At 70.5% G+C, this 24,499-nt stretch carries 20 protein-coding genes, 3 pseudogenes and 1 riboswitch; of the genes and pseudogenes, 12 read left to right on the forward strand and 11 right to left on the reverse strand.

Features of this window, described 5'->3' with window-relative positions; genetic code table 11:
• The first annotated feature begins 46 nt into the window (after positions 1 to 46).
• Positions 47 to 1,621: a Na+/H+ antiporter gene (locus tag ACIBEF_RS24055; protein ID WP_396795405.1), complete on the forward strand. Its 1,575-nt coding sequence runs from the start codon at positions 47 to 49 to the stop codon at positions 1,619 to 1,621.
• 8 nt (positions 1,622 to 1,629) lie between these two features.
• On the opposite strand, the gene ACIBEF_RS24060 is transcribed toward ACIBEF_RS24055, so the two are convergent.
• The 4 genes from ACIBEF_RS24060 to ACIBEF_RS24075 form a co-directional block, all read right to left on the reverse strand.
• The gene (locus ACIBEF_RS24060) at positions 1,630 to 2,376 is read right to left on the reverse strand and encodes an amino acid ABC transporter ATP-binding protein (RefSeq protein ID WP_396795406.1); all 747 of its coding nucleotides are present in this window, start codon (positions 2,374 to 2,376) and stop codon (positions 1,630 to 1,632) included.
• Complete coding sequence (locus ACIBEF_RS24065; protein WP_357196873.1) at positions 2,373 to 3,146, reverse strand: amino acid ABC transporter permease; 774 nt, start codon at positions 3,144 to 3,146, stop codon at positions 2,373 to 2,375. Before ACIBEF_RS24065 ends, ACIBEF_RS24060 begins: the two co-directional genes overlap by 4 nt.
• Before the next feature lie 39 nt (positions 3,147 to 3,185).
• Positions 3,186 to 4,052, reverse strand: a complete 867-nt coding sequence (locus ACIBEF_RS24070) for an ABC transporter substrate-binding protein (RefSeq protein WP_396795407.1) — start codon at positions 4,050 to 4,052, stop codon at positions 3,186 to 3,188.
• A gap of 273 nt (positions 4,053 to 4,325) precedes the next feature.
• Positions 4,326 to 4,437, reverse strand: a riboswitch (SAM riboswitch).
• 86 nt (positions 4,438 to 4,523) lie between these two features.
• The gene (locus tag ACIBEF_RS24075) at positions 4,524 to 6,332 is read right to left on the reverse strand and encodes an amino acid transporter (protein WP_396795408.1); all 1,809 of its coding nucleotides are present in this window, start codon (positions 6,330 to 6,332) and stop codon (positions 4,524 to 4,526) included.
• A 306-nt stretch (positions 6,333 to 6,638) separates the two neighbouring features.
• Here ACIBEF_RS24075 and corA point away from each other — a divergent pair, with 306 nt between their 5' ends.
• Complete coding sequence (corA, locus tag ACIBEF_RS24080) at positions 6,639 to 7,772, forward strand: magnesium/cobalt transporter CorA (protein ID WP_396795409.1); 1,134 nt, start codon at positions 6,639 to 6,641, stop codon at positions 7,770 to 7,772.
• Between the two features lie 16 nt (positions 7,773 to 7,788).
• Here the strand turns inward: corA and ACIBEF_RS24085 are convergent, their stop codons facing one another.
• Together ACIBEF_RS24085 and ACIBEF_RS24090 are read right to left on the reverse strand one after the other, a co-directional pair.
• Positions 7,789 to 7,974 carry a hypothetical protein gene (locus ACIBEF_RS24085; RefSeq protein WP_396795410.1) on the reverse strand — a complete coding sequence of 62 codons (186 nt, stop codon included), beginning with the start codon at positions 7,972 to 7,974 and terminating at the stop codon, positions 7,789 to 7,791.
• Between the two features lie 209 nt (positions 7,975 to 8,183).
• A complete protein-coding gene (locus tag ACIBEF_RS24090) occupies positions 8,184 to 8,699 on the reverse strand; it encodes a 2'-5' RNA ligase family protein (protein ID WP_396795411.1) in 516 nt (171 codons plus the stop codon).
• A gap of 227 nt (positions 8,700 to 8,926) precedes the next feature.
• Here ACIBEF_RS24090 and ACIBEF_RS24095 point away from each other — a divergent pair, with 227 nt between their 5' ends.
• From ACIBEF_RS24095 to ACIBEF_RS24105, 3 genes are all read left to right on the forward strand, one after another.
• Entirely contained in the window at positions 8,927 to 9,286 is a 360-nt protein-coding gene (locus ACIBEF_RS24095) for a DUF664 domain-containing protein (RefSeq protein WP_396795412.1), read from the forward strand.
• A gap of 80 nt (positions 9,287 to 9,366) precedes the next feature.
• Positions 9,367 to 9,774 carry an SCP2 sterol-binding domain-containing protein gene (locus tag ACIBEF_RS24100; protein WP_396795413.1) on the forward strand — a complete coding sequence of 136 codons (408 nt, stop codon included), beginning with the start codon at positions 9,367 to 9,369 and terminating at the stop codon, positions 9,772 to 9,774.
• Positions 9,771 to 11,834, forward strand: a complete 2,064-nt coding sequence (locus tag ACIBEF_RS24105) for a glycogen debranching N-terminal domain-containing protein (protein ID WP_396795414.1) — start codon at positions 9,771 to 9,773, stop codon at positions 11,832 to 11,834. The genes ACIBEF_RS24100 and ACIBEF_RS24105 overlap by 4 nt, the downstream gene beginning before the upstream one ends.
• Positions 11,835 to 11,877: 43 nt before the next feature.
• Here ACIBEF_RS24105 and ACIBEF_RS24110 read toward each other — a convergent pair whose 3' ends face one another.
• Entirely contained in the window at positions 11,878 to 12,381 is a 504-nt protein-coding gene (locus ACIBEF_RS24110) for a DinB family protein (RefSeq protein WP_396795415.1), read from the reverse strand.
• A 134-nt stretch (positions 12,382 to 12,515) separates the two neighbouring features.
• Between ACIBEF_RS24110 and ACIBEF_RS24115 the strand changes: the two genes are divergently transcribed.
• Positions 12,516 to 13,421, forward strand: a complete 906-nt coding sequence (locus ACIBEF_RS24115; protein ID WP_396795416.1) for a DUF72 domain-containing protein — start codon at positions 12,516 to 12,518, stop codon at positions 13,419 to 13,421.
• Between the two features lie 36 nt (positions 13,422 to 13,457).
• Here the strand turns inward: ACIBEF_RS24115 and ACIBEF_RS24120 are convergent, their stop codons facing one another.
• Together ACIBEF_RS24120 and ACIBEF_RS24125 are read right to left on the reverse strand one after the other, a co-directional pair.
• The gene (locus tag ACIBEF_RS24120) at positions 13,458 to 13,952 is read right to left on the reverse strand and encodes a hypothetical protein (RefSeq protein ID WP_396795417.1); all 495 of its coding nucleotides are present in this window, start codon (positions 13,950 to 13,952) and stop codon (positions 13,458 to 13,460) included.
• Between the two features lie 73 nt (positions 13,953 to 14,025).
• Positions 14,026 to 14,643: a hypothetical protein gene (locus tag ACIBEF_RS24125; protein ID WP_396795418.1), complete on the reverse strand. Its 618-nt coding sequence runs from the start codon at positions 14,641 to 14,643 to the stop codon at positions 14,026 to 14,028.
• 197 nt (positions 14,644 to 14,840) lie between these two features.
• Here ACIBEF_RS24125 and ACIBEF_RS24130 point away from each other — a divergent pair, with 197 nt between their 5' ends.
• A complete protein-coding gene (locus ACIBEF_RS24130) occupies positions 14,841 to 15,011 on the forward strand; it encodes a hypothetical protein (protein ID WP_355006797.1) in 171 nt (56 codons plus the stop codon).
• 19 nt (positions 15,012 to 15,030) lie between these two features.
• Here ACIBEF_RS24130 and ACIBEF_RS24135 read toward each other — a convergent pair whose 3' ends face one another.
• Positions 15,031 to 15,894 (reverse strand): alpha/beta fold hydrolase, encoded by an 864-nt coding sequence (locus tag ACIBEF_RS24135; protein ID WP_396795419.1) that lies wholly within the window; start codon positions 15,892 to 15,894, stop codon positions 15,031 to 15,033.
• Positions 15,895 to 16,036: 142 nt separating this feature from the next.
• Positions 16,037 to 17,293 (reverse strand): hypothetical protein, encoded by a 1,257-nt coding sequence (locus ACIBEF_RS24140; protein ID WP_396795420.1) that lies wholly within the window; start codon positions 17,291 to 17,293, stop codon positions 16,037 to 16,039.
• Positions 17,294 to 17,647: 354 nt separating this feature from the next.
• Between ACIBEF_RS24140 and ACIBEF_RS24145 the strand changes: the two genes are divergently transcribed.
• From ACIBEF_RS24145 to ACIBEF_RS24165, 5 genes and pseudogenes are all read left to right on the forward strand, one after another.
• On the forward strand, positions 17,648 to 19,705 hold the full coding sequence (locus tag ACIBEF_RS24145; RefSeq protein WP_396795421.1) for a type IIA DNA topoisomerase subunit B: 2,058 nt from the start codon (positions 17,648 to 17,650) through the stop codon (positions 19,703 to 19,705).
• A gap of 57 nt (positions 19,706 to 19,762) precedes the next feature.
• A pseudogene (locus ACIBEF_RS24150) lies at positions 19,763 to 20,335 on the forward strand (DNA gyrase subunit A); the annotation flags it as partial.
• Positions 20,336 to 20,410: 75 nt separating this feature from the next.
• Positions 20,411 to 21,010, forward strand: a pseudogene (locus ACIBEF_RS24155) (LAGLIDADG family homing endonuclease); the annotation flags it as partial.
• Between the two features lie 441 nt (positions 21,011 to 21,451).
• Positions 21,452 to 23,533 (forward strand): annotated as a pseudogene (locus ACIBEF_RS24160) (DNA gyrase subunit A); the annotation flags it as partial.
• Between the two features lie 332 nt (positions 23,534 to 23,865).
• On the forward strand, positions 23,866 to 24,384 hold the full coding sequence (locus ACIBEF_RS24165) for a TrmH family RNA methyltransferase (RefSeq protein ID WP_396795422.1): 519 nt from the start codon (positions 23,866 to 23,868) through the stop codon (positions 24,382 to 24,384).
• Positions 24,385 to 24,499 lie beyond the last annotated feature (115 nt).

Raw genomic sequence — 24,499 nt, forward strand, 5'->3', positions numbered from 1 at the left:
GAACCACCGGCGCGTCCACCGTCGGCCATGATCCGAGGGGGTACGCGTGGAGGCGCTCATCCTGATCGTGGCACTCGGCGTCACCGTCCTCGTCGGCACCACCCTCGGCGGCCGGTATCGGGTCGCTCCGCCGGTCCTGCTCATCGCGTTGGGTGTGCTGCTCGGGCTCACGCCGCCGCTGTCCGAGGTCACCCTGGAACCCGACCTGGTCCTGCTGATCTTCCTGCCGGCGATCCTGTACCGGGAGAGCCTCACCATCAGCCTTCGGGAGATCCGGGCCAACCTGCCGGTGATCGGGCTGCTCGCCGTGGTGCTGGTGGTGCTCACCATGGTCACCGTGTCGTTCGCCGCGCAGGCGTTCGGGGTGAACCCCGCCGCCGCCTGGGTGCTCGGCGCGGTCCTCGCGCCGACCGACGCCGCCGCGGTCACCGGCCTGGCCAAGCGGCTGCCCCGGAAGCTGCTCACCACCCTGCACGCGGAGAGCCTGATCAACGACGGCACGGCGCTGGTGGTCTTCGCTGTGGCCGTGGGGCTGCTCAGCCACAGCGCCGAACCCGGTGTGCTGGGCATCGGGGAGGAGTTCGTCGGTGCCAGCGTCGGCGGTGTGGTCGCCGGCCTGCTGGTGGGGGGCGCAGTGGTGCTGATCCGCAAACGGCTCGACGATCCGTTGCGGGAGGGCGCGCTCAGCGTGCTGACCCCGTTCGGTGCCTTTCTTCTCGCCGACTCGGTGCACGCCAGCGGTGTGCTGGCGGTGGTGGTCGCCGGCCTGGTGCTGGCCTATGCCGGCCCACGGGTGATCCGCGCCCGGTCCCGGGTCCTGGCGTACGCGTTCTGGGACCTGTCCACCTTCCTGATCAACGGCGGGTTGTTCGTCCTGCTCGGCACGCAGATTCCCCGCGCGGTCCGGGGGATCACCAGCACCTCGCCCCAGCGGGCTCTGGTGATCGTGCTGGTGGTCACCCTCGTCGTGATCGGCACCCGGCTGCTCTTCGTCTACCTCACCGCACAGATCGCGAGGCTGCGGCGTCGCCGCATCATGGACCCGAGCCAGGGGCCGTCGAGCTGGCGGGTCGGAACCGTCGCGGGCTGGTCCGGTTTCCGGGGCGCGGTGTCGCTCGCCGCCGCCCTGGCCGTCCCGACGGCGATGGTCGACGGTCGGCCGGTGGTCGAACGCGACCTGATCATCTTCGTCACCGCGCTGGTGATCGTGCTGATCATGCTGCTCCAGGGCACCACCCTGCCGTTGGTGGTGCGCTGGGCCGGGGTCACCGGCGACCCGGAACGCGTCGACGAGGCCCGCAACGCCCGGCGGCGGGCCACCGAGGTGGGCCTGGCCGCCTTACCGCAGGTCGCCGCGGAGGTCGGTGCCCAGGACGACTCGGTGCGCCGGCTGGAGGCCGAGTACCGGAGGCATCTGGAGGACCTCAACGAGAGCGGCGGGAACACCGCCGAGGATCGCCGGTTGGAACACCGACTGCGCCTCGGCGTCCTCGCCCACAAGAGGCGGGAGGTCACCCGACTGCGCGACAACCGGGAGATCGACGACCTGGTGCTCCAGGAACTCCAGTCCGCGCTGGACAACGAGGAGATCCGGCTGCTGGGCCGCGGATCCAACGAGTGACCGAGTGCTCAGAGCACCTGGTCGAGGAACCGGCGAAGCCGGGGATGCTCGGCCCCTTCGAAGATCGCCTCGGGTGGGCCGGCCTCCAGCACCACGCCCCGGTCCATGAAGGCGACGGTGTCGGCGACCTGCCGGGCGAAGCCCATCTCGTGGGTCACCACCACCATGGTCATGCCGGCGGCGGACAGGTCGGCCATCACCCCGAGGACGCCCTTGACCAGCTCCGGGTCGAGCGCCGACGTCGCCTCGTCGAAGAGCATCACCTCGGGGCGCAGCGCCAACGCGCGGGCGATCGCCACCCGCTGCTGTTGACCACCGGAGAGTTGCGCCGGCCGGGAATCCGCCTTGCCGGCCAGCCCCACCAGCTCCAACTGGGCCCGGGCCACGGCCTCCGCCTCGTCCGTGTCGAGCTTGCGCAGCCGGCGCAGCGCCAGCGTGACGTTGCGCAGCACGCTCATGTGCGGGAAGAGGTTGAACTGCTGGAACACCATGCCCACCCGCTGCCGCAGCGCGTCCGGGTCGTCGCCCAGCACGCTGCGCCCGTCCAGCAGCACGTCGCCCCGGTCCGGTTCGATCAGCCGGTTGATGGTGCGCAGCAGGGTGGACTTGCCCGACCCGGACGGGCCGATGACGCAGGCCGTCGCGCCCCGAGGCACCGACAGGTCGACGCCGCGCAGTACCCGGTTCGGCCCGAAGGCGAGGTGGACGTCGCGCACGTCGAGGCTGACCGAGGTGGTCGTTTCGGTGGTGGTCATCGCCGGTCTCCCTGGGTGGCGGTGGGCAACAGGGGCTCGTCGTCCTCGTCGTCAGGCGCGGTGGCCGGCCGACCGTTGCGCAGCCGCCTGTCGATCCAGTTGACGACGTGCGTCAGCGGAACTGTCAACGCCAGGTAGAAGAGCCCCGCCAGCAGCAGCGCCGACTCGTTGCCGGTGGTGGCCGCGTAGTCCTGCCCGATCCGGAACAGCTCCCGCTGGCTGGCCACCAGGCCGAGGAAGTAGACCAGGCTGGAGTCCTTGATCAGCGCGATGAGCTGGTTCACCCAGGCCGGCAGCACCCGCCGGATGCCCTGCGGAATGATCACCAGCCGCATCGCGTCGGCCCAGGAGAAGCCGAGCGCCCGGGCGCCCTCCAACTGGGCGGCCTCCACCGACTGGATGCCCGAGCGGAAGATCTCACCGATGTACGCCGCGGCGATGAGCGACAGCGCCAGAATGCCCAACGGGTAGGGATCCGGCCCCCACACCTGCATGCCCAGCGGGGCCAGCCCGACCCCGATCAGCAGGATCGTCGCCGCAGCCGGAAGCCCCCGGAACACGTCGGTGTAGACCCGCGCCGGCCAGCGCAGCCAGCGGCTGCGGGAGATCCCGGCGACGGCCAGCAACAGGCCCAGCACCGAGCCGAGCAGGGCGGCGGAGACCGCCAGGATCAGCGTGTTGGGCAACCCGACGGTCAGCATCTCGGGCAGCGCCTCGCGCATCGCGTCCCAGTCGAAGAAGGTCTCCCACAGGGTGCTCAACGGATCCATCGGTTGCTCCTCCTACCGCCCCGCTCGCTCGTCACCGGCTCAGGACGCGGCCGACGCGGACGCCGACGGCGCGACCTTGACCGCGCCGCTGCCCGGGGCGAAGTCCGCCGGGATCGGCCGGCCCGGGTAGTACTGGGCCTGCAACCGGGTCCAGGTGCCGTCGGCGATGACCTCGTCGAGGGCCTTGTTCAGCGCCTCGCGCAGCTTGTCGTTCCCCTTGGCCACCGCGTACGCGGTCGGTGCCGGGCTGAGCTGCTTGGCCGCCACGGTGATCTTGCCCTTGCTGTCGGCGGCCGACTTCTCACCGATCTCCGCCGGGGCGATCCAGGCGTCGGCGGTGCCCGCCTTGAGCTGGTTGATCGCGCCGTTGTAGTCCGGCACCCGCACCGGGTTGAGCTGCTTGCCGGTGGCGTAGTCGTCCTGGACGGTGCCCTGCACCACCACGACCCGCTTGCCAGCGAGCTGGTCGAAGCCGGTGATCGGCGAGCCGGCCGGGACGTCCAGGCCGAAGTAGCCGAAGTCGTAGCCGTTGCCGAAGTCGACGGTCTTCTTGCGGGCCTCGGTGATGGTGATCGAGGAGCTGCCCACGTCGAACTTGCGGTTGTTGACCTGGCTGAGCAGCGCGGAGAAGTCGGTGCCGACGAACTCGACCTTGAGGGAGAGCTTGCCGGCCACGGCGGTCAGCAGGTCGTTGTCGAAGCCGGTGAACTTGCCGTCCTCGAGGTACACGTTCGGCGGGGCGTCGGTCAGCGTTCCGGCTCGCAGCACGCCCGACTGGGCCAGGCCGTACGGGTTGGCGTCGGCGTCGGAGGAGCTGTCGTCTCCGCAGGCGGTGAGGGCGGTGGCGGCAAGGATCGTGACAGCGCCCAGGGCGGCGGCGCGGGTCAGGGCAGGAAGGAATCGCACTGGTGTCTCCGAAGGGTGGTGTCTCGGCGCGCACGGACGTGCGCCACCGACGGCGTGCCCGATGGGCGTACCGGTGGGAAAGGAGCTCGGGAAGGGGGTGCTAGAGCGCGGTGCCGCGACGACAGGCGGCGCTGCACATTCGCATCATGTCCACGTGCCGTCGCCGGATCAGTGCGGGCGAGGGTCGACCGGTGCGGGAGTCCGCGACGTCGGTCGGTGGGGCGGTGCTGAGGATGCGCATGGTTCTCCCGGGTCTGTGCTGACCTGGGTGCCAGGCCACGCTTGCGCCGACGTCCTGCCGGTGCCTGGTCTTCACCCGGGGCACCCCACCGCGGAGGAGGGTTGCCGGCCAGCGAGCCGGGGCTTCGCGCTGGCGCTCATGACCTGCGCCGAGGCTAGCAGCAGGAACGGGTGGATCGTCCAGCCGGTATGACCACGCTCACTGTGCGCGACGGGCTGCCGGCTCGCAGGTCAGCCGGCGTGCACGTGCGGTCGACGGTGCGGGTCGGGCTCCTGGCGGCGCAGGATCTCCCGGGTCACCGAGGCGATGGCGCCCTGTCCGAACGCCAGGTAGCGCAGGAAGTTGCGGGTCGGGCCACCCTCGGACCACTCGAAGTAGATGTGGGGGCGTCGACGGCTGCGGTCGCGGATCTCCAGCAACAGGGCGGCGAGCGCGGTGGGCACCGACGAGCTGGCCAGGCTGAGCACCGGGAAGCGGCCGTCGACCACCCCGCCGCAGACCATCAGCTCGGTCTCGAAGTCGGACGGGTCGGTGACAGTGACCTCGACGAAGATGACGTCACTGTCGTCGGGAAATTCGTTGTCCGCCATGGTCTGCGCCAGCTTGGCGCGGTACTCCGCCTCGTCGCGCCGGTCGGGTTCGTGCGCGATGAGGCGGATCCGTCGTCCGGCGCGTTCGTCGATCATCCGGGCCGCGGTGTGGTCCAACTCGACGTGGTCGACGCGCAGCTCGTAGGCCCGCATCAGCCGGGACAGCACCGACACCAGGATGATCCCGCCGATGAAGCAGCCCGCGATCTTGACACCGTCCGGGCGTTCCACCACGTTCGCCGACGTGGTGTAGACGAAGATCACCGCGATGACGCCGAACGCGATGGTGCGGCCGCGCTGACGCTGCCGGCGCGCCGCGAGCGTCACCGCCGTCGCGGCCGAGGTGATCAGAACCAGGACCCCGGTGGCGTACGCGCCGCCCTGCGCGTCCACGCTGGCCTTGAAGACGATCGTGATCAGAAACGCCACGGCGGTGAAGACCAGCACCAGCGGCCGGACGGCTCGCGCCCAGGTCGGCGCCATGCCGTAACGGGGCAGGTAACGCGGCACGAGGTTGAGCAGACCAGCCATCGCCGATGCCCCGGCGAACCAGAGGATTCCGATCGTGGACAGGTCGTAGATGGTGCCGAACACCTCGCCGAGGTTGGCGTGCGCCAGGTAGGCCAACGCGCGCCCGTTCGCCGGACCGCCCGGCTTGAAGGCCTCCGGCGGGATGAGCACCGTGGTCGTCACGCTGCTGGTGATCAGGAAGACGCTCATGATCACCGCTGCGGTGGTGAGCAGCCGGCGCGCGCCGCGGATCCGGCCCAGCGGTCGTGCCTCCGAGTCCTGCGGATCACCCCGTACGCTCGGCATGACCGCCACCCCGGTCTCGAAGCCGGACAAACCCAACGCCAGCTTCGGAAAGACCAACAGCGACAGCCCGACCACCAGCCACGGATCGCCGTGCCCGGTGGTCAGCATCGTGGTCCAGTCGCCGACCGCGCTCGGATGCGTCGCCACCCGCCACAGCGCGTCGGCCACCACCACCGCGTTCAGCGTCAGGTAGACCGCGACCAGGACGACGGCGATCCCGATGGCCTCCGTGAATCCCTTGAGGAACACCGCGCCCAACAGCGACACCAGCAGCAGTGTGACCAGTACCTCGTGACCCTTGAGCCCGCTCGGCCAGAACGGGTTCTCGTCGATGTGCGCCGTCGCGTCGGCGGCCGAGAGGGTGATGGTGATGATGAAGTCGGTGGCCACGAAACCGAGCAGCACCAGCACCAGCAACTTGCCCGGCCAGTAGCTGAGCAGGCGTACCAGCATCGCGATGGAGCCCTCACCGTGCGGGCTCTCCACCGCCACCCGCCGGTAGACCGGCAGCGCCCCCAGCAGTGTCACCAGCACCAGCACCAGGGTCGCCACCGGTGAGAGCGCCCCGGCGGCCAGCGCCGCGATGCCCGGCTGGTAACCCAGCGTGGAGAAGTAGTCGACCCGGTCAGGCACATCACCTTCCACCACGGGTGGTGCCGGTGCTCCGGCGGGCGCCCGTGCGGCCCCGGGTGCTGCACGGCCTGGTCCGAGCCGGCATCGAGCAGCCACCCTCGCAACCGGCCGGTGCGTCTGTCGACCTTCACCGGCGCGTCCCCCGTCATCCCGCTCACGGTCACCGTGAGTATCCGCCCGGCGGGCCGGCCCCGTCCGCCGGTGCGCGGAACCCAGCCGACGCCACTGCGGGTTTCAGGGCCCGGGACAGAGGGGAAACAGCGCCCCGGGCTGGTCGCGGGACGGCACCGGGGGAGGGGACAGGGCATGGTCGGCGGCCGTCGCTTCCGCCCGGGTGGGGGCTTCGGCCGCCAACTCGACGAGTACGAGACGAGGGTCGGTGTGCCGCCGCCCACGGAGTCACCCGCCCCCGCGTCCCACGGCGGCCTGGTGGACAGTGCGGTCTACATCCGGGGGCACCGGTTCGCCTCGCCGTCCGGCCTCGCCGAGACGTACCGCTGCCTCCAGGAGCAGGACGGCGCGATGGCCTGGATCGGGCTGTACCGGCCCGACATCGAGCAGATCACCTCGCTGGCCCGGGAGTTTCGGCTGCACGACCTGGCGGTCGAGGACGCGATCAACGCCCACCAGCGGCCCAAGCTGGAGCGCTACGGGCACACCCTGTTCGTGGTGCTGCGCGCCGCCCGCTACGACGACCTCCGGGAGGAGGTCGAGTTCTCCGAGCTGCACCTGTTCATCGGCCCGGGCTTCGTGGTCACCGTCCGACACGGTGAGGCGCCCGACCTGGCCGCGGTGCGGCGGCGGCTGGAGACCGAGGCGCAGATGCTCGCCCGCGGACCGGAGGCGGTCCTGTACGCGATCCTCGACCAGGTCGTCGACGGGTACGCGCCGGTGGTGGCCGGACTGGAGAACGACATCGACGAGATCGAGACCCAGGTGTTCGGTGGCGACCCGAACGCCAGCCGCCGCATCTACGGGCTCAGCCGCGAGGTCATCCAGTTCCAGCGGGCGGCCCGCCCGCTGCTCAGCGTGCTCGACGCGCTCGCCGACGGCGCCGGCAGCGCCAGCGCGGACGAGGAACTGCGCCGCTACCTGCGCGACGTGACCGACCACCTGACCCAGGTGGTGGAGCGGGTGGACGGTTTCCGGCACCTGTTGCAGAACATCCTCACCGTCAACGCCACCCTCGTCTCGCAGCAGCAGAACGAGGAGATGCGCAGCCTCACCGCGGCCAGCTACAGCCAGAACGAGGAGCTGAAGAAGGTCTCCTCCTGGGCGGCGATCCTCTTCGCTCCCACGCTCATCGGCACCGTGTACGGCATGAACTTCGTCCACATGCCGGAGCTGAACTGGCGCTTCGGTTACCTCTTCGCGCTGCTGTTGATGCTGCTGGTCTGCGGCACCCTCTATGTGATCTTCAAGCGGCGCGGCTGGCTCTGACCCGCGCGGCCGGGATTCACTCGATGCCGCGCAGGATGTGCCGTTCGTCCTCGACGTCGTCGTCGCCGGCACTGATCCGGCCGAGCAGTACGGCGGCCGCCCAGATCGTCAGTGGCGTGGCCGACCCGGTCATTCCCCCGCCGGTCCGGTCTTCCCGGGTCTGGCTCCGCTCCGTGCGCGGTGGCCTGCGCTGAGCCTGCATGGGCCCTGCCTCTCCTCGTCGAAGCCGCCGTGGGTGGCGCGGGGTGAGCCCGCGCCACACCGGCCGGGCGGACCGCCTGGAAGCAGCCCACCACCGGTACGTCAGCCACTCGAACCTTCCCACGCCCGGCCGCATCCGCACCGCTTGTTTTCGGGTCTCCGACTGTCGCCCGCCAAACCGGACATTACGCCCCGACGGTCGAGGTGCGGTCACTGCAGCGGGTGGGCGATTCCTCGCGCGTGGTCGGTGAGCGCCGCGCCGACCACTGTCGCGTTCAGCGGCAACACCTCCAGACAGCGGCGCACCGCGGCGGCCATCAGCGTGTTCGGCACCCGCATGGAGAGCGTGCAGTGCGGCACCCACCGCCCCGGCCGGTAGTGCTCGGCGAGGGCGATGCCGGCGGCGGCGAGCCGGTCGTGCACCAGCCGGTGGTGCGCCAGCAACTCCGGGGTGGGCGCCGGCCCGAGCCAGAGCACCCGACCGACGAACTGGCCGGCATGCTGGAAGTCGAGCCGCAGCGGGGCGGCCACCACCGTCCCCTGTAGCGCCTCGGCGACCTGCTCCCTGTCGAAACGGGGCGCCACCATGAGCGAGACGTGCGGACGGTGGCGCTGCTCCAGCAGCGAGCGCATGCTCTGCACCCCTTCGGCCTCCAGCGCGTCCCAGAGCACCCGGATCCGGCGAGTGGCGTCCGGGTCCAGGTACAACTCCACCGCGGCGACCATTCGATCACCGTAGCGGCCGAGGTTTGCGCGCCCTGGTCCGGCGGTACCTGTTCGGAAACCGACCGGGAAGGCGTACCCATGGACGTGAGTGACCTGCTGACCGAGGCGTACGACAGGCTGCCCGACCTCGTCCGCGCGGCGGTCGACGGCCTCAGCCCCGAGCAACTGCGCCACCAGCCCGGACCGGGGCCAACTCGGTCGGCTGGCTGGTCTGGCACCTCACCCGGGTGCAGGACCACCACGTCGCCGACCTGCTCGACGCCGAGCAGCTCTGGGTCAGCGGCGACTGGGCGGGTCGGTTCGGGCTCGCCGCCGACCCCGACAACACCGGCTACGGGCACTCGCCCGCTCAGGTCGCCGCCGTGCGGCCGGAGAGCGCGCAGGCGCTGATCGACTACTACCAGGCGGTCGCGGCGCGTACCGGAAGCCTGCTGGCCGGCCTGGGGCCGGCGGACCTGGACCGCGTGGTCGACGAGGGGTGGGACCCGCCGGTCACCCTCGGCGTCCGGTTGGTCAGCATCGTCGACGACGACCTTCAACACGTGGGCCAGGCCGCCTACGCGCGCGGCCTGATCGAAGCCGGCTGACGCGTCCCTCACCCGTTGCGGGTGAGCCGGCATCACCCCGACGCGGGTGATCCTGCGGGGAACCGTGGGGAGGGGACCCGATGGGCGCGACGGCGGAGCAGTACCTGCGACAGCTGGACACCGGTCGGCGGCCCGACCTGCCGGAGACCACAGCGGGAACGCTGCGGCTGGACGTCCGCGACGACGGCAGCACCGAACACTGGTACCTGACCATCGCCGACCAACACGTCCGGGTGACCCGCTCGGCCGACGACGCCGACCTGGTGGTCCGCGTGGATCGTTGGGTGGTCGACCAGATGGTCAACGGTGAGCTGCATCCCGGCGCGGCCATGCTGCGCAACGAACTGACCATGCAGGGCGACATGCGCCTGCTGCTGGTGCTGCGGCGAATCTTCGCGGGGCCGGCCGGGGCCCGCCACCCTCGGGAGTTGGGTCGGGCCGCCCTGGCCGGCCGGACCGCGACGGGCGCTCGGGAGGTTCGGTCGTGAAGCAGGAACTGCTGCACGTGATCGCCGGAAACGTGTTCGCGATCAGCGACGCCCAGGGCGACATCGAACCCGACCCGCAGGCCCCTGTCGGTGTCTTCGCGTACGACACCCGCTTCCTGTCCCACTGGGTGCTCACGATCGACGGTGAACGGATCAACGCGCTGTCCCGCGACGACCTGACGTACTTCGAGACCCGGTTCGTCCTGGTCCCCGGTGCGGCGAGCCACTACGTCGACGCCGACGTGTCGATCATTCGGCACCGCTCGGTGCACGACTGCATGCACGAGAAGATCACGGTGCTCAACCACTCGGCGGCGCCCGCCGAGTTCACGGTACGACTGGACATGGGCAGCGACTTCACCGACATCGCCGAGATCGGGCACCTTCGGCAGCGGGCAGTGCAGGTCACCCCGGACTCGGCCAACCGCCAGCTCGTCCTGCGCTACCAGCGGCAGCGGTTCGTCCGCCAGACCACGGTGCAGAGCACCGCTCCGACCGAGGTGGACGAGGGGGGAATGACGTTCCGGATCCGGATCGCCCCGGAAGGCAAGTGGGAGACCGACCTGCACATCGCCATGAACATGGGCGGCGAGGGCGGCCAGGACGTACGCGCCTCCCTAGAGGCGCACCAGCGGGCTGTGCGGGTGGGGATGCGGGAGGACCTGGCCGACTGGATGGACGCCGTTCCGACGCTGAGCGCCGAACGCGACGGCCTGGAGGAGATGTACTGCGGTGCCCTGGCGGACCTGGCGGCACTGCGCTACAAACCGTGGTCGTCCCCCGATCGCGTGCCGATCGCCGGTCTGCCGTGGACGATGTGGCTGTGCGGACGCCAGACCATCATGACGTGCCTGCAGACGGTGGCGTTCACTCCCGAGTTGACCCCCGCGACGCTGCGGATGCTGGCGTTCCTGCAGGGAGCCCAGCTCGACGACGACCTGGACGAGGAGCCGGGCAAGATCCTGGCCCACCTGCGCTACGGCGAGTCCGGCGCGTTCGGCGACCGGGCGAACGCGCTGTACTACGGTTCGGCGGACACCAGCCCGCTCTTCGTCGTCCTGCTCGACGAGTACGAGCGGTGGTCCGGTGACGGGGACCTGGTACACGAGTTGCGCCACCCGGCCCGGATGGCGCTGGACTGGATCGACGAGTACGGCGACCTGACCGGGGACGGGTATGTGCGCTACCAGCGTCGCAACGAGCGCCACGGCGCCGTCAACCAGTGCTGGAAGGACTCCCCGGACGGAATCACCAGCGCCGACGACAGGCAACCCGCATTTCCCCGCGCCACCTGCGAGTTGCAGGGCTACGCGTACGACGCGAAGAGGCGGGGCGCCCGGCTGGCCCGGGAGTTCTGGGACGACCCCGCGTACGCCGACCGGCTGGAGCGGGAAGCCGCGGCGCTGAAGGACCGCTTCAACCGGGATTGGTGGCTGCCCCACCGGGACTACTACGCGTTGGCGCTCGACCCGTACGGTGAGCCGGTCGACGCGTTGGCCTCCAACATGGGGCATCTGCTCTGGAGCGGGATCGTCCCGGACGACCGCGCGGAGACGGTCGCCCAGCACCTGGTCGGACCGCGCCTGTTCAGTGGTTGGGGGGTGCGTACCTTCGCCATTGGGCAGCGCCCGTACAACCCGGTGGGCGCCCACCTGGGGGCGGTGTGGCCGGCGGACAACGCCCTGGTCGCCGCCGGTCTGCGCCGTTACGGCTGCGACACGCACGCGGCCACGATCGCGGGCGGCATCTTCGACCTGGCGCAGACTCTCGGCGGCGCGGTGCCGGAGGCGATCGCCGGGCACGAGCGCAGCCTGACGAAGTATCCGGTGCAGTTGCCGGGGGCCGCCCGCCCGCAGTCGTGGTCGTCCGGGGCGCTGCTGATGCTGTTGAGCACCACCCTGGGGTTGCGACCCACCGGCGACAACCTGTTGGTGAACCCGGCGGTGCCCGAGGGGTTCGGTCGGCTGGAGCTGCTGGACATCCCGGGCCGCTGGGGCCACTCCGACGCCTACGCCAGGGACCGCACCACCGAGAGTCGGGCACGCACCCGACTCCACTGAGGCTTGCCGGCGACCACCGCGCGACCCGCCCGCGCGTGTCGGGTCAGCCCATGGTCTTGGCACCGTCGATCGACTCCCGCAGGATGTCGGCGTGCCCGGCGTGCTGGGACGTCTCGGCGATCAGGTGCAGCAGCACCCGCCGGACCGTCCAGCTCGCTCCCGGCTCGAACCAGGGCGCCTGCGGCAGCGGGTGCGCCGCGTCCAGGTCGAGGGTGGCGGTCAACTCGTCGGTCCGGGCGGCCACCTCCTGGAAGCGCTCGACCAGCCCGGCGAGGGTCTCGCCCGGCAACATCTGGAACTGACCGACCCAGTCGATCTCCTCGCGGTTCATCGCCTCCGCGCCACCGGCGGCGAAGAGCATCCACCGGTGCTCGACGCCGGACACGTGCTTGATGAGGCCGCCGAGGCAGAGCCCGCTGACGGTGGGGTGGCTGGCCGCCTGCTCGTCGGTGAGCCCGTCGACCGTCTGCAGGAGGAAACCGCGGTGCCTGCGGAGTGTCTGCAGGAGATCGGCGCGCTCACCGGTGAGCCGCTCAGTGCTGGTCATGCCGCCACCCTTCGTTGATGTCCACCCGGTGCCACCGTAGGGCGAGGCACCGACACTTCCCGGGCACGACACCTCCTCGACCGAAGACCCGCCAGCGGTTGCCGATCCGCGCCGGTGGCGGTCCACTGAATGACATGGGTGTGATTAAGGTGGGCACGTCGTCCTGGGCGGACCAGTCCCTGCTGCGTTCCGGGTGGTACCCACGCTCGGCCAGCACGCCGGCCCGTCGACTGGGCTTCTACGCCAGCCAGTTCCCGATGGTCGAGGTGGACACGTCCTACTACGCCATCCCGGTGCCGGAGACGACCCAGGGCTGGGTGGACGCCACACCGGACGACTTCACCTTCGACGTCAAGGCGTTCAGCCTCTTCACCGGTCACCCGACACCGGTCGCCGTGCTGCCGCGGGACCTGCGACCGGCCGGCGGCCCGAGCCGGATCCGCCGCCGGGACCTGCCGGAGCCGGCGTACGACGAGCTGTGGGCCCGGTTCCGCGCGGCCCTCGACCCGATCGCGGCGGCCGGCAAGCTCGGTGTGGTGATGTTGCAGTTCCCGCCGTGGCTGGTGCGCAGCCCCGCTGCCGAACGCCGGATCGTCGAGCTGGCGCAGCGCTGCCGCCCGTGGCGGGTCGGTGTGGAGCTGCGACACGGCTCCTGGTTGGACGACGACGCGGCGGCGGACACTCTGGACCTGCTACGCGCCCACGACCTGTCCCTGGTCTGCGTCGACATGCCACAGGGGCACCCGTCGTCGGTGCCGCCGATCCTGACCATGACGGCGGAGCCGGCGATCGTCCGGTTCCACGGTCACAGCGACGCCTGGTGCGAGGGCGACAAGCAGGAGAAGTTCCGGTACGCGTACGCCGAGGACGAGCTCCGACACTGGGCCGGGCTGCTGGCCGAGTTCGCCGACCTCTCCGACGAGCTGCACGTGCTGTTCAACAACTGCTGCGCCGGGCAGGCCCAGCGCGACGCCACCCGGCTGGCGCAACTGCTCGCCGAGACGATGCTCGTCGAGCAGGCCGTCCCGGCGACCGGCTGATCTCCGCACCGGCCACCCGGCCGGACGCCGGTCCGCTCAGGACCGCCGTCCCCGGCTGCGCAGGGCGTCCTGGGTCGACTCGCCGATGTCCGCGTCGTCGGGGAAGCTCCTGCCGCTGGGGGCGGGATCGGGTGGGGCACCGGGTCCGGCCATCGTCGTACGGGTCGGCTCGACCGAGCCGAAGCCGTGTCGTCCCGCCGGGTCCGACCGGCCCACCGGGGCACCCGCGCGTCGCTCTCCGCGCCGTCCCTCGGGCACCGCGGTCTCCTCGCTGCCCTCGTCCATCGGTGAGTCGTCGCCAGTGCCCCAGGGCGCGTCGGCGTCGAAGCCGTCGCCGGTGCCCCACGGCCTGGTCGCCTCCGGCTCCAGCCGGTCGTTGTTCCCGCTGCGTCCCTCGTGCGCCGTCATGGCCACCCCGCTCGTCGGTCCGCCGCCACGGCGGACGATGTGCCGTCCTCGGGCCGGGACCGCCCGCCCGAGCGTGGCGTACGACATGTCGCCGGCACGCCTGTCGCGCGCGCGACCCGTCATCGCTCCGGTGCGCGCGCAGGCCGGTCAGCGCCCCGCCGTCGAGGTGGCGGCGGGACGCCGACCGGCCTGCCGATCAGCGTCCGGCCATCGCCATCGGCCGCTTGCCGTTGCTCATTCCCGCCATCTTGATCATGCTCTTCGCCCCGCCGCCCCGGCCGAGCATCCCCCGGAACACCTGGCCGGGCTTCTGCTGCTCACCCATGTACGCGGTGACGACGACCAGGGTCCCGGTCAGCGCCGGAATGGCCCACTGGAGCAGCTTCATCTGCCGCTGCGACGAGGCCACACTGGCCGGTGTCTGGTGGTTCGGCTCGGTGGCACCGCTCACCGACGGACCGCCCGCCTTCTCCAGCCGCATGCCGACCAACCGGCTGTAACCGGTGACCGCCAACGCGCCGATGGTCAACGCGGTCTTGATGGCGCTGGCCCGGCCCACGCCGGACTGGGCCGCCACCCGTGGGCTCTCGGTCACCAGCTCGCCGACGGCGCCGGCCAGGTGGGCGCCGATCGCGGCCGCGTTGACCGGTGTCCACTTGGACCATCCGGCCGAGGCGACCGGGAGCCGCTGGGTCGAGTCGCTGATTTTCGCCGCTGCGCCGTTGACGCCGAAGGCACCCATGAGGGAGCCGCCAAACCAGGCCGCCAGGCCCAGATCGTGCATCGAGCGCAGTGCGGTATGCCGTTCGGACATGTGATCCCCTTCCGCCGTGTCGGGCGGTGCGGCTTACCCGCCGGTCGAGCGGCTAACCCCGCCCCGGGCGGGCCGATCACCGCCGTGGCGGGCCGCTACCGGACATCAGCGGCGTCGGCGGGTCGACCTTCGCCGGGCAGGAGTCGTTCGCCCGGCGGCGGGTAGATCCCGAGCGACGCCGACGAGAGGGGAACGCGATGTCGCAGCCGGACGAGAGCCGGGAGAAGACCCCCAAAACAGACGCGGTGCTCATGCACCCCGACAACGACCCACACCGGAACACCGCGGAGGTCCCACCCCGCAAGGAGCACGCCGAGATCCAGGTGGAACGGGACGGGAAGCTGGTGCCGCTGGACCAGGACGAGTGAGTCGACCGGCCGGTACGGCTCAGCGGGGCGGCAGGTCGCCGACGAAACCGGCGATCCGCCGCGCCAGCGGGGCGCTCGCGCGGACCCAGGTGAAGTGGTCCAACGTCGCCCCGGCCTGCGCCACTGTGTAGCGCTCCCGGGCCACCGGCGCGTCGGCGAGCTTCGCGCAGAGGTGGTCCATTGTCTCGTGCGGGGTGTACTGGTCGTCGTCCACACTGACGGCCAGCACCGGGGTCCGCACCGCGCGGACCGCCGCCTCGGTGTCCGTACCGTCGAGCCGGAGGAAACGGCCGGTCCGCGCCGTGTACGCCCAGTCGCGGACCACGCCGCGCGCCTGCCGACCGCCGAAGCCCCAGCCTGGCCAGACCCCGAGCACCGCCGCCGTCGCGGCGATCCCCTGGGTGAGGGGCAGCACGCCGAGGCCGCGCCGGCCCGGGTAGGTCCGCCAGTACGGGATGCCGACCGCGACGAGCGCCAGGCCGTCCACCTCGTCGGTCCCGTGCAGGGCGATATGCAGCAGGCTGGCCTGCCCGCCGAGTGAGTGCCCGAGGAGCAGTCGGGTGCGCCCGTCCAGTCGCGGCTTGAGAGCGGCCAGGACGGCGCCCACGTCGGTGGCCAGCTCGGCGTAACCGTGCCGGTCCGCCCGACTCGGTGTGGGCGTGCTCGCCCCGGTGCCGCGCAGGTCGGCCACGACCACGGCGAGCCCGGCCGCGCGCAGCTCGGCGGCGAAGGGCCGGTAGTACCGGGCCCGTACCCCCATCGCCGGCCAGATCACCACCACCGGCGCGCCGGTCACCCCGGGCGGCTCCGGATAGACCTGCACACCCAGCTGGCCACCGTCGACGTCGACGAACTCCTGCGCGTATTCCGGGTCCCCGTTCACCGACCCAGCCTACGACCTGACGTTACCGGCGGGTAGTAGCCGGCCGTGCGGCCCACGACAGCGACGGGCAGAGGTGCCGCGCGCTCGCCGGACGCGACGGAGGGCCCCGCCGATCGGCGGAGCCCTCCGAAGGACGCTGTGGTCAGGAGACCGAGATCGCCCCGTTGCTGGCCCGGACGCAGGCCACCGCTCGGGCGCTGGTGGAGGCCGCGCCGCTCAGGCACTGGCCGAGCACCTGGTGCCCGGTGGCGTTCGGGTGCCACGACTCCTGGCAGGTCTGGAAGTAGCTGACGCAGGTGTTGGCGATGCGCTGGATGGCGATCTTGTCCTTGCCGGCGAGGCTGGTGACGAAGGTGCCGGTCGCGCCGTCCTGGAGCCGGATCGGGGTGGCCAACGCGCCACTCGGGCTGCTGGTCTGCTCGCAGAGCCGGGCACCGTTGAAGGCCTGCTGCACGTTCAGGTACACCAGGTCGTCGGCGGGGAACTCGGCGGCCAGAGTGTCCCGGGTGGACTGCACGATGCCGCCCAGACCCTGGGAGAAGCGGTGCCCCGGCGCCAGGCTGGCCCGGTGGATCGGGCAACCGGCCGCGTACCGCTCGGCACCCAGGTCACGGAACTTGTCCCGGGTGTCGTCCCGGCTGTCCTCCTCGTGGAACTGCTGGTTGAGGTCCAGCGGCAGCGGGTTCGTGTAGTCCTGGAACACCACCCGGTGCTGCCCGTCCGCGTCCACCTGGTCGAGGGTGGTCAGGATCTGGCGTACGGCCGCGGTGGTCTCCGCGGTCGCGGCGCTGAGCTGCGCGGCGGTGGCCAGGTCGGCGTCGCTGCACGGCTTCTGCTCCACCGGCCCGTTCAGGTACGCCCAGAACTCCCACCAGCCGGTCCAGGCGTCGGCGATGAACCGGTTGGCGCACTTCTCCGCGACGCTGCCGAAGGTGAACGAGCTGTTGTTGGAGCCGAGGCCGATCAGCGCCAGGTCGATGTCCTGGGTCTGCGCGACGGCGCGCAATTGGCTCAGCTGCGAGGCCACGGTACGACCGTTGGTCCGCGCCTGGGAGGCGTTGGCGATGTCGTGTGGCTGGCCACCGGAGCAGGCCAGGTTGAACCGGTTCTGGATGCCCGGCAGGTTGGCCTGGTTGAGCGAGGCGTTCGCCGAACGGTGGCAGAAGAACGCGTTGTTGTTCGCCGCCGTCCAACCGGGGAAGCCCTGGCTGACTCCGTTGACGTCGACGACCGGGGTGTACGCCCCGGCGCCCTCGCCACTGATGAAGCTGTCCCCGAGTGCCACCGCCGCGGTGGGCAGCGCGGCAGCCGCGGGTGCGGGCAGCGCGACGGCGGTCGACAACGCGGCCATGGCGATCGTTAGTCCCGCGGCGAGCGCGGTACGCCGGAACCTGGGCATGGGGCCCCCAACCATCGAAAGATGAAAGATTCTCTGAGAGCGCGATCAGATCACCCCGGCGCGACAGGCGTCAATGGCCCGTAACAGATTCGTTCGACGAAAGACACGGGCGCGTAGGCATGGCGGGCTACCGCACCGGAGTTGGCCCCGCGCCGCCGGTGGCGGCGTCTCTGCGTGGTTTCATGATCACCCGAACGCTGTTCGTTGGCTCACGTCCGGAGGGTCGCGCGCGGCGGGTCGTGCGGGGCCTCCGGGAGTTGTCCTAGCCTCGGGCTAGGCTCGCTGCGGCGCGCCACGCCGGCTGATGTCGCCGGTGACCGGCAGCACACCGCCGAGACCGGGGAGTACGACCAGTTGACCGCAGAGCCAGACACCCTGTACGGGGCCGATGACCTCACCCACCTTGAGGGGCTGGACGCTGTCCGCAAGCGGCCCGGCATGTACATCGGTTCCACCGACAGCCGTGGCGTGGGTCACCTCGTCAACGAGATCCTCGACAACTCCACCGACGAGGGTGTCGCCGGTCACGCCAGCCACGTCGAGGTGATCCTGCACGCCGACGGCTCGGTGCAGGTCGACGACGACGGCCGGGGCATCCCCACCGACGTGCACGCCAAGTCCGGCATCTCCGGCGTCGAGCTGGTGCTGACCCGGCTGCACGCCGGCGGCAAGTTCGGCGGCTCCGGCTACAAGACCTCCGGCGGTCTGCACGGCGTCGGCGCGTCGGCGGTCAACGCGCTGTCCCGCCGCTTCGACGTGACAGTCCGCCGGGCCGGCAAGATCCACACAATGTCGTTCCGGCACGGCGTACCGGGCATCTTCGACGGCGACGGGCCGGACGCCCTCTTCACCGCCGGCCCCGGGCTCCAGGTGACCGGCGCCATGAAGCGCGGCCAGCGCACCGGCACCTCGATCCGCTGGTGGCACGACGCCCGCTACTTCGAGACCGGCGCGGCGCTCGACGTCGACGCCGTCCGGATGAAGCTGCGCAACACCGCGTTCCTGGTCCCCGGCGTGACCTACCTGCTGCGCGACCTGACCGGCGAGGCTCCCGCCGAGGAGCGGTTCCACTACCCCAACGGGCTCAGCGACATGGTGGAGTTCCTCGCCCCGGCCGGCGACCGGCCGGTGTCCGGCACCCTGCTGGTCAACGGCGAGGGCACCTACCGGGAGAACGCCGCCGACGCCAACGGTGTGATGCAGTCCAACGTGCAGCGGCGCGCCGAGGTCGAGGTGGCCTTCCGGTGGGGCACCGGTTACGAGCGCACCGTCGAATGCTTCACCAACACCATCCGCAACGCGCACGGCGGCACCCACCGCAAGGGCTTCGAGCGGGCCCTGGTCCGCGCGCTCGCCGACGCGATCCGCAACACCCGCGGTCTGCTCAAGGCCAAGGAGGAGCCACCCACCCTGGACGACGTCCTGGAGGGGATGACGGCGGTGGTGCACGTGCGGATTCCCGAGCCGCAGTTCACCTCGCAGACCAAGGACGAGCTCTCCACCACCGGCATCACCAAGGTTCTCCAGTCCCTGGTCGACGCGCACATCAAGGCCTGGCTGGAGGACCGGCGCACCAAGGCCGAGGCGCGCACCGTCCTGCAGAAGATCGTCGACGCCGCCCGGGTGCGGCTCACCCAGAAGCAACAGAAGGACGCCGCCCGGCGCAAGACCGCCCTGGAGGGCGCGTCGATGCCGCCGAAGCTGGTCGACTGCCGGGCCACCGGCATCGACCGCAGCGAGCTGTTCATCGTCGAGGGCGACAGTGCCCTGGGTACGAGCCGGATGGCCCGTTCCTCGGAATACCAGGCGCTGCTGCCGATCCGCGGCAAGATCCTCAATGTGCAGAAGGCCAACCTCCAGCAGGTTTTGGACAATGCCGAGTGCGCGGCCATCGTGCAGGTCCTCGGCGCCGGCTCGGGACGCACCTTCGACCTCTCGGCGCTGCGCTACGGCCGCGTGCTGATCATGGCCGACGCCGACGTGGACGGCGCCCACATCCGTACGCTGCTGATCACCCTCTTCGCCCGGTACATGCGGCCGCTGATCGAGGCCGGTCGGCTCTACGCCGCGATGCCGCCCCTACACAAGATCACCACCAAGGGGCGCAGCCCGCAGACCGTCTACACCTACACCCAGGCCGAGATGGAGACGACGGTCCGCAAGCTGGAGAAGGCCGGCAAGCAGATCGTCACGCCCATCCCACGGTTCAAGGGTCTGGGTGAGATGGACGCCGACGAGTTGTGGGACACCACGATGAACCCCGCCACCCGGGCCGTCCGCCGGATCACCCTCGACGACGTCGACGCCGCCGAGCGCATCCTCGAACTGCTGATGGGCGAGAAGGTCGAGCCGCGCCGCAACTGGCTGATCGACTCCGCCGACCGCGTCGACCGGGATGCGATCGACGCATGAGCGCCCGTTCCAGTTCCAGTTCCAGTTCCAGTTCCAGTTCCAGTGGAGAGCTGAGTCATGGCACGCCGTAAGGAAAACAAGGTCGACCTCTCCTCGTTCGACCAGGCCGGCGCGCGGGTCTTCGACAACCCGCTGGTCACCGAGGTCTCCGACTCCTACCTGGAGTACGCGTTCTCGGTCATCCACTCCCGCGCCCTGCCCGACGCCCGCGACGGCCTCAAGCCCGTGCACCGGCGCATCCTCTGGTCCATGTACGAGCAGGGCTACCGCCCCGACCGTGGGCATGTGAAGTCCGCCCGGATCGTCGGCGACACAATGGGTAAGTATCATCCACACGGTGATACGGCCATTTACGACGCTATGGTCCGTCTCGCGCAGGACTTTTCCCTCAACGTGCCGCTCATCGACGGGCATGGAAACTTCGGCAGCCCCGACGACGGCCCGGCCGCGTCAAGATACTGCGTTACCGGAGACACCCGCATTCGACTTGCTGACGGCACCAGCCCTCGCATTGCTGATCTGGTAAGCCTCTCTGAGGACAGCGAAGCCGATGTCGACTTCGAGGTGCTCGACAAAGACGGTAAAGCTGTCCAGGTCGACAAGGTGTTCAACTCCGGCGTTCACCCGACGGTCCGGATCGGCACGGAGGCCGGTTTCTCGATTCGGGGAAGTGAGAATCACCTGCTGCTCTGTCTTGAGGCGCCCATGGGCGTTCCCATTTTTCAATGGCGACGGCTCGACGAGCTTACAGTCGGCTCGATCGTCTGTGTAGCACGCAACGCTTGGTCCCAGGTCATACCCACCTCTCGCGAATACTCTTTGGGCGTCCTCGGCGGCGCGTGGGCGTCCGAGGGCTTCGCGAGTGAGTCCAGGGCCGGGTTCAACAACACCGACGAGCACTTCTTCGGTGAGGTTCTGCATGCATACGATCAAGTGGTTGGTGGTCGGCGTTACGTCAGCGAACGGCAGACCCGTCGCGACCGAAAGCGTATTCAAGAAATCGATGTTCAGATTCATGCCGGCGGTATGGATGCTTTTCGAGCAAGCCCGTTGGCTGAATTTATCGGGCACCAGGCCCGTGGCAAGTTCGTTCCGCAATTCGTCTGGAACGGTGGCTGGGGGGTTAAGCGGGCCTTCCTGATGTCCCTTTTTGAAGGGGACGGCGGGGTGCGGGTCGCGAAGGACAGCTTCACCATCCAGTACGCGAGTTACAGCGAGCGGCTTACCAGAGAGGTTCAAGAGCTGCTCACCGAATTCGGCGTCGTCGCCTCCTGGCGCCGTTACGCGCGCCCCAGCGGCTCGATCGAGCATCGCCTGGTGATTTCCGGTCTGCGAAACATCAAGGCATTCGCGAATCGGGTAGGGTTCCTCCGCACCAAGCAGGCAAAGCTGAACAAGGTTCTGCGACATGCGCCGTTGCGTCCGCATCGGCTGAGCAAGGACCATGTTCCCTTCGTTGCCACCTACGTGCGTGACACCTTGGACTTCGACCGCCGTGGTAGCGGCCGCAAGTGGTTGACGACGCACAACTTCGATCGCGTCGAGCGATGGGAAACCGAGCGCCTCCGGATCATCGATCGCATCAAAGAGCCGGAACTTCTGGCGACCATTCTGCCGATCATGGACTCTGGCTACCGGTTCGAGCGCGTCACCGAAGTGACACCTTGCGAGCCGGCCGAGGTCTACTCGGTTCGGGTCAGATCCGAGGACCACTCCTTCCTCGCTGGCGGTTTCGTCAACCACAACACCGAGGCGCGAATGTCCCGCGAGGCCATGCTGCTCGTCGGTGAGCTGGGCGAGGACACCGTCGACGTCGAGCCCAACTACGACGGGTCGCTGACCCAGCCGACAGTGCTGCCGGCTGCCTTCCCCAACCTGCTGGTCAACGGCGCGTCCGGGATCGCGGTCGGGATGGCCACCAACATGATCCCGCACAACCTGGCAGAGGTCGTCTCCGCGGCGCGCTGGCTGATCAACCACCCGGACGCCACTCTGGACAAACTCATGGAGTTCGTCCCCGGCCCCGACCTGCCCACCGGCGGGGTGCTGCTCGGCCTGGACGAGGTGCGCCGGGCGTACGAGACCGGCCGCGGCGTGGTGCGGATGCGCGGCAAGGTGGAGATCGGCCCGATCGAGGGCAGCCGGGGCCGTCAGGCGATCACCGTTGTCGAGCTGCCCTACGGCGTCGGCGCGGAGAAGGTCATCGCCGCGATCACCAACGAGGTCACCAAGACCAAGCGGCTGACCGGCATCGCGGACGTCAAGGACCTCACCGACCGGGAGAGCGGCACCCGGCTCGTCGTCGAGTGCAAGGTGGGGGTCAACCCACAGGCGCTGCTCGCCGACCTCTACCGGTTGACCCCGCTGGAGCAGTCGTTCGGCGTCAACAACCTGGTCCTGGTCGACGGGCAGCCGCGCACGCTGGGCCTCAAGGCGCTGCTGGAGGTCTTCCTGGCCCACCGGTACGAGGTGGTCACCCGGCGCACCTCGTACCGTCGGCGCAAGCGTCAGGAGCGGCTGCACCTGGTCGACGGTCTGCTGATCGCGTTGCTGGACATCGACGAGGTGGTCCGGCTGATCCGGGGCAGCGACGACGCGCAGGCCGCGAAGGACGGGCTGATGAGCCGGTTCGGTCTCTCCGACATCCAGGCCACGTACATCCTGGACACTCCGTTGCGCCGGTTGACCAAGTTCGACCGGATCGAGCTGGAGGCCGAGCAGGAGCGGCTGCGCGCCGAGATCGCCGAGTTGAGCAAGATCCTCGACGACGAGCGGGTGCTCCGGAAGGTCGTCTCCGACGAGCTGGCGGCAGTGGTCAAGCAGTTCGCCACCGAACGTCGTACGACCCTTGTCGACGGTGACCTGAAGGAGGTGTTGGCCGCGTCCGCGCCGGCCGGCCCGCTGGAGGTCGCCGACGACCCGTGCCAGGTGATCCTCTCCGCGACCGGGCTCGTCGCCCGGACCGCGGCCGAGTCGGAGGAGAGCTCCGAGGGGCGCCGACGCAACGGTCGGGTCAAGCACGACACGGTACGCGCCACCGTGCACTCCACCGCCCGTGGTCGGGTGCTGCTGTTGACCAGCGCCGGTCGGGCGTTCAAGGTCGACGTCCTGCCGCTGCCGGTGCTGCCCGAGCAGGCGGGCACCGTGTCACTGCGTGGTGGTATGTCCGCGGCCGAGCTGGTGCCGTTGGCGGCGGGGGAGACCGTCGTCGGCCTGGCCCCGCTCGGCGGGCAGGCGGAGGGCTCACCGGGGCTGGCGTTGGGCACCCGACAGGGCGCGGTGAAGATCTGTTCTCCGGAGTGGCCGGTGCGCTCGGACGAGTTCGAGGTGATCGGTCTGCGCGACGGTGACGAGGTGGTCGGGGCGACCTGGCTGACCGACGGCACCGAGACGCTGACCTTCGTCACCTCGGAGGCTTCGCTGTTGCGCTTCCCCGCCGGGCTGGTGCGGCCGCAGGGCCTCAAGGGCGGCGGTATGGCCGGCATCAACCTGCCGGTCGGGGCGCGGGTCGCGTTCTTCGGCGCGGTGCGCACCGACGACCCGGGGCACGGCGAGCCGATGGTGGTCACCTCCACCGGCGCGACGGTCAAGGTGACGCCGTTCAAGGCGTACCCGGCAAAGGGCCGGGCGACCGGCGGCGTGCGCGCGCACCGCTTCCTCAAGGGTGAGACGGACGTGGCGGTCGCCTGGGTTGGCCCGCGACCGGTCGGCGCGACCGCCACCGGCGACCCGGTGGAGCTGCCCGCTGCGGACCCCCGCCGCGACGGCAGTGGCTTCGCGGTGATGCTCGGCCCAACGGTGGTGGGCCACCTGATCGAACGCGACTGACCCCTCATCCGCGTTGTCGTGCCGCCTCGGGGCGTGCTCGGCCCAAAGATCCGCACAACGTGGGGAAAGTTGCCGCTTCCGGGGTGCCGCACTTTTCCTTAAGTTGTGGGGATCTTGACGGTCGAGCCGCCGAAGATCGTGCTCGATCCAGGAAGTAGTGGTTTCACCGACGCGGTGATGCCACTCGATCCTGGATCAAGCACGATCATGCGGAGTGGGGCGTCCGCCGGCGCGGTATGGTGGTGCCCTCTGTTGTCGGTGAGGGTCCGGGTGCACCGCGAAGCACCCCTCAACATGATCTCTTCTTTGTCCGGCGGAGTCGCCGGCGCGGCGTGAGCGCCGCCATCCGGGTCCGGCCGAGGCGTGAGCTACGTGCCGCCCGCCGCCCCCGGCCACACCGCTGTTGGGGTCACCTGATCGCCGCGCCACTCTGGCCGCTGCACGGCGCGAACCTGGGCACCCTGTTGCGTACGTGCGACGCGGTCGGTGCCTGCCTCGCCGTACCCCCGTTCCGTTGGGTGGACGAGGCCGTCGCCCGGGGCAACACGCTGCGCCGGCCGAGCTGCGTTCACCGGGTCGGCAGTCCGCTGCGCTGGCTGGCCGCCGAACGGGCCGCCGGTGCCCGGGTCCTCGGGGTGGAGTTGGCCGACGAGGCCGTCCGGCTCGGTGATCTGCCCGCCGCCAGGAGCCGCACCGTGGTGCTGTTGGGCCACGAGGCGACCGGCATCCCGCCCGAGGCGCTCGACCAGCTGGACGCGGCGGTGGAGATTCCCATGGTCGGCCACGGCCACAGCCTGAACGTCGCGGTAGCCGGCTCCCTGGTCCTCTACAAACTAGCCGGCCTCCTCTAGCCAGCCCCCCCCGCGCCCTCACCCGCCCCCTGCTCGGCCCCGCGCGCCCTGCCCGGCCCCGCGCGCCCTGCCCGGCCCCGCGCGCCCTGCCCGGCCCCGCTCGCGCCGATCTTGC

Origin of the sequence: Micromonospora sp. NPDC050795 (genome assembly GCF_044456785.1) — a bacterium.
Classification (GTDB): Bacteria; Actinomycetota; Actinomycetes; order Mycobacteriales; family Micromonosporaceae; genus Micromonospora.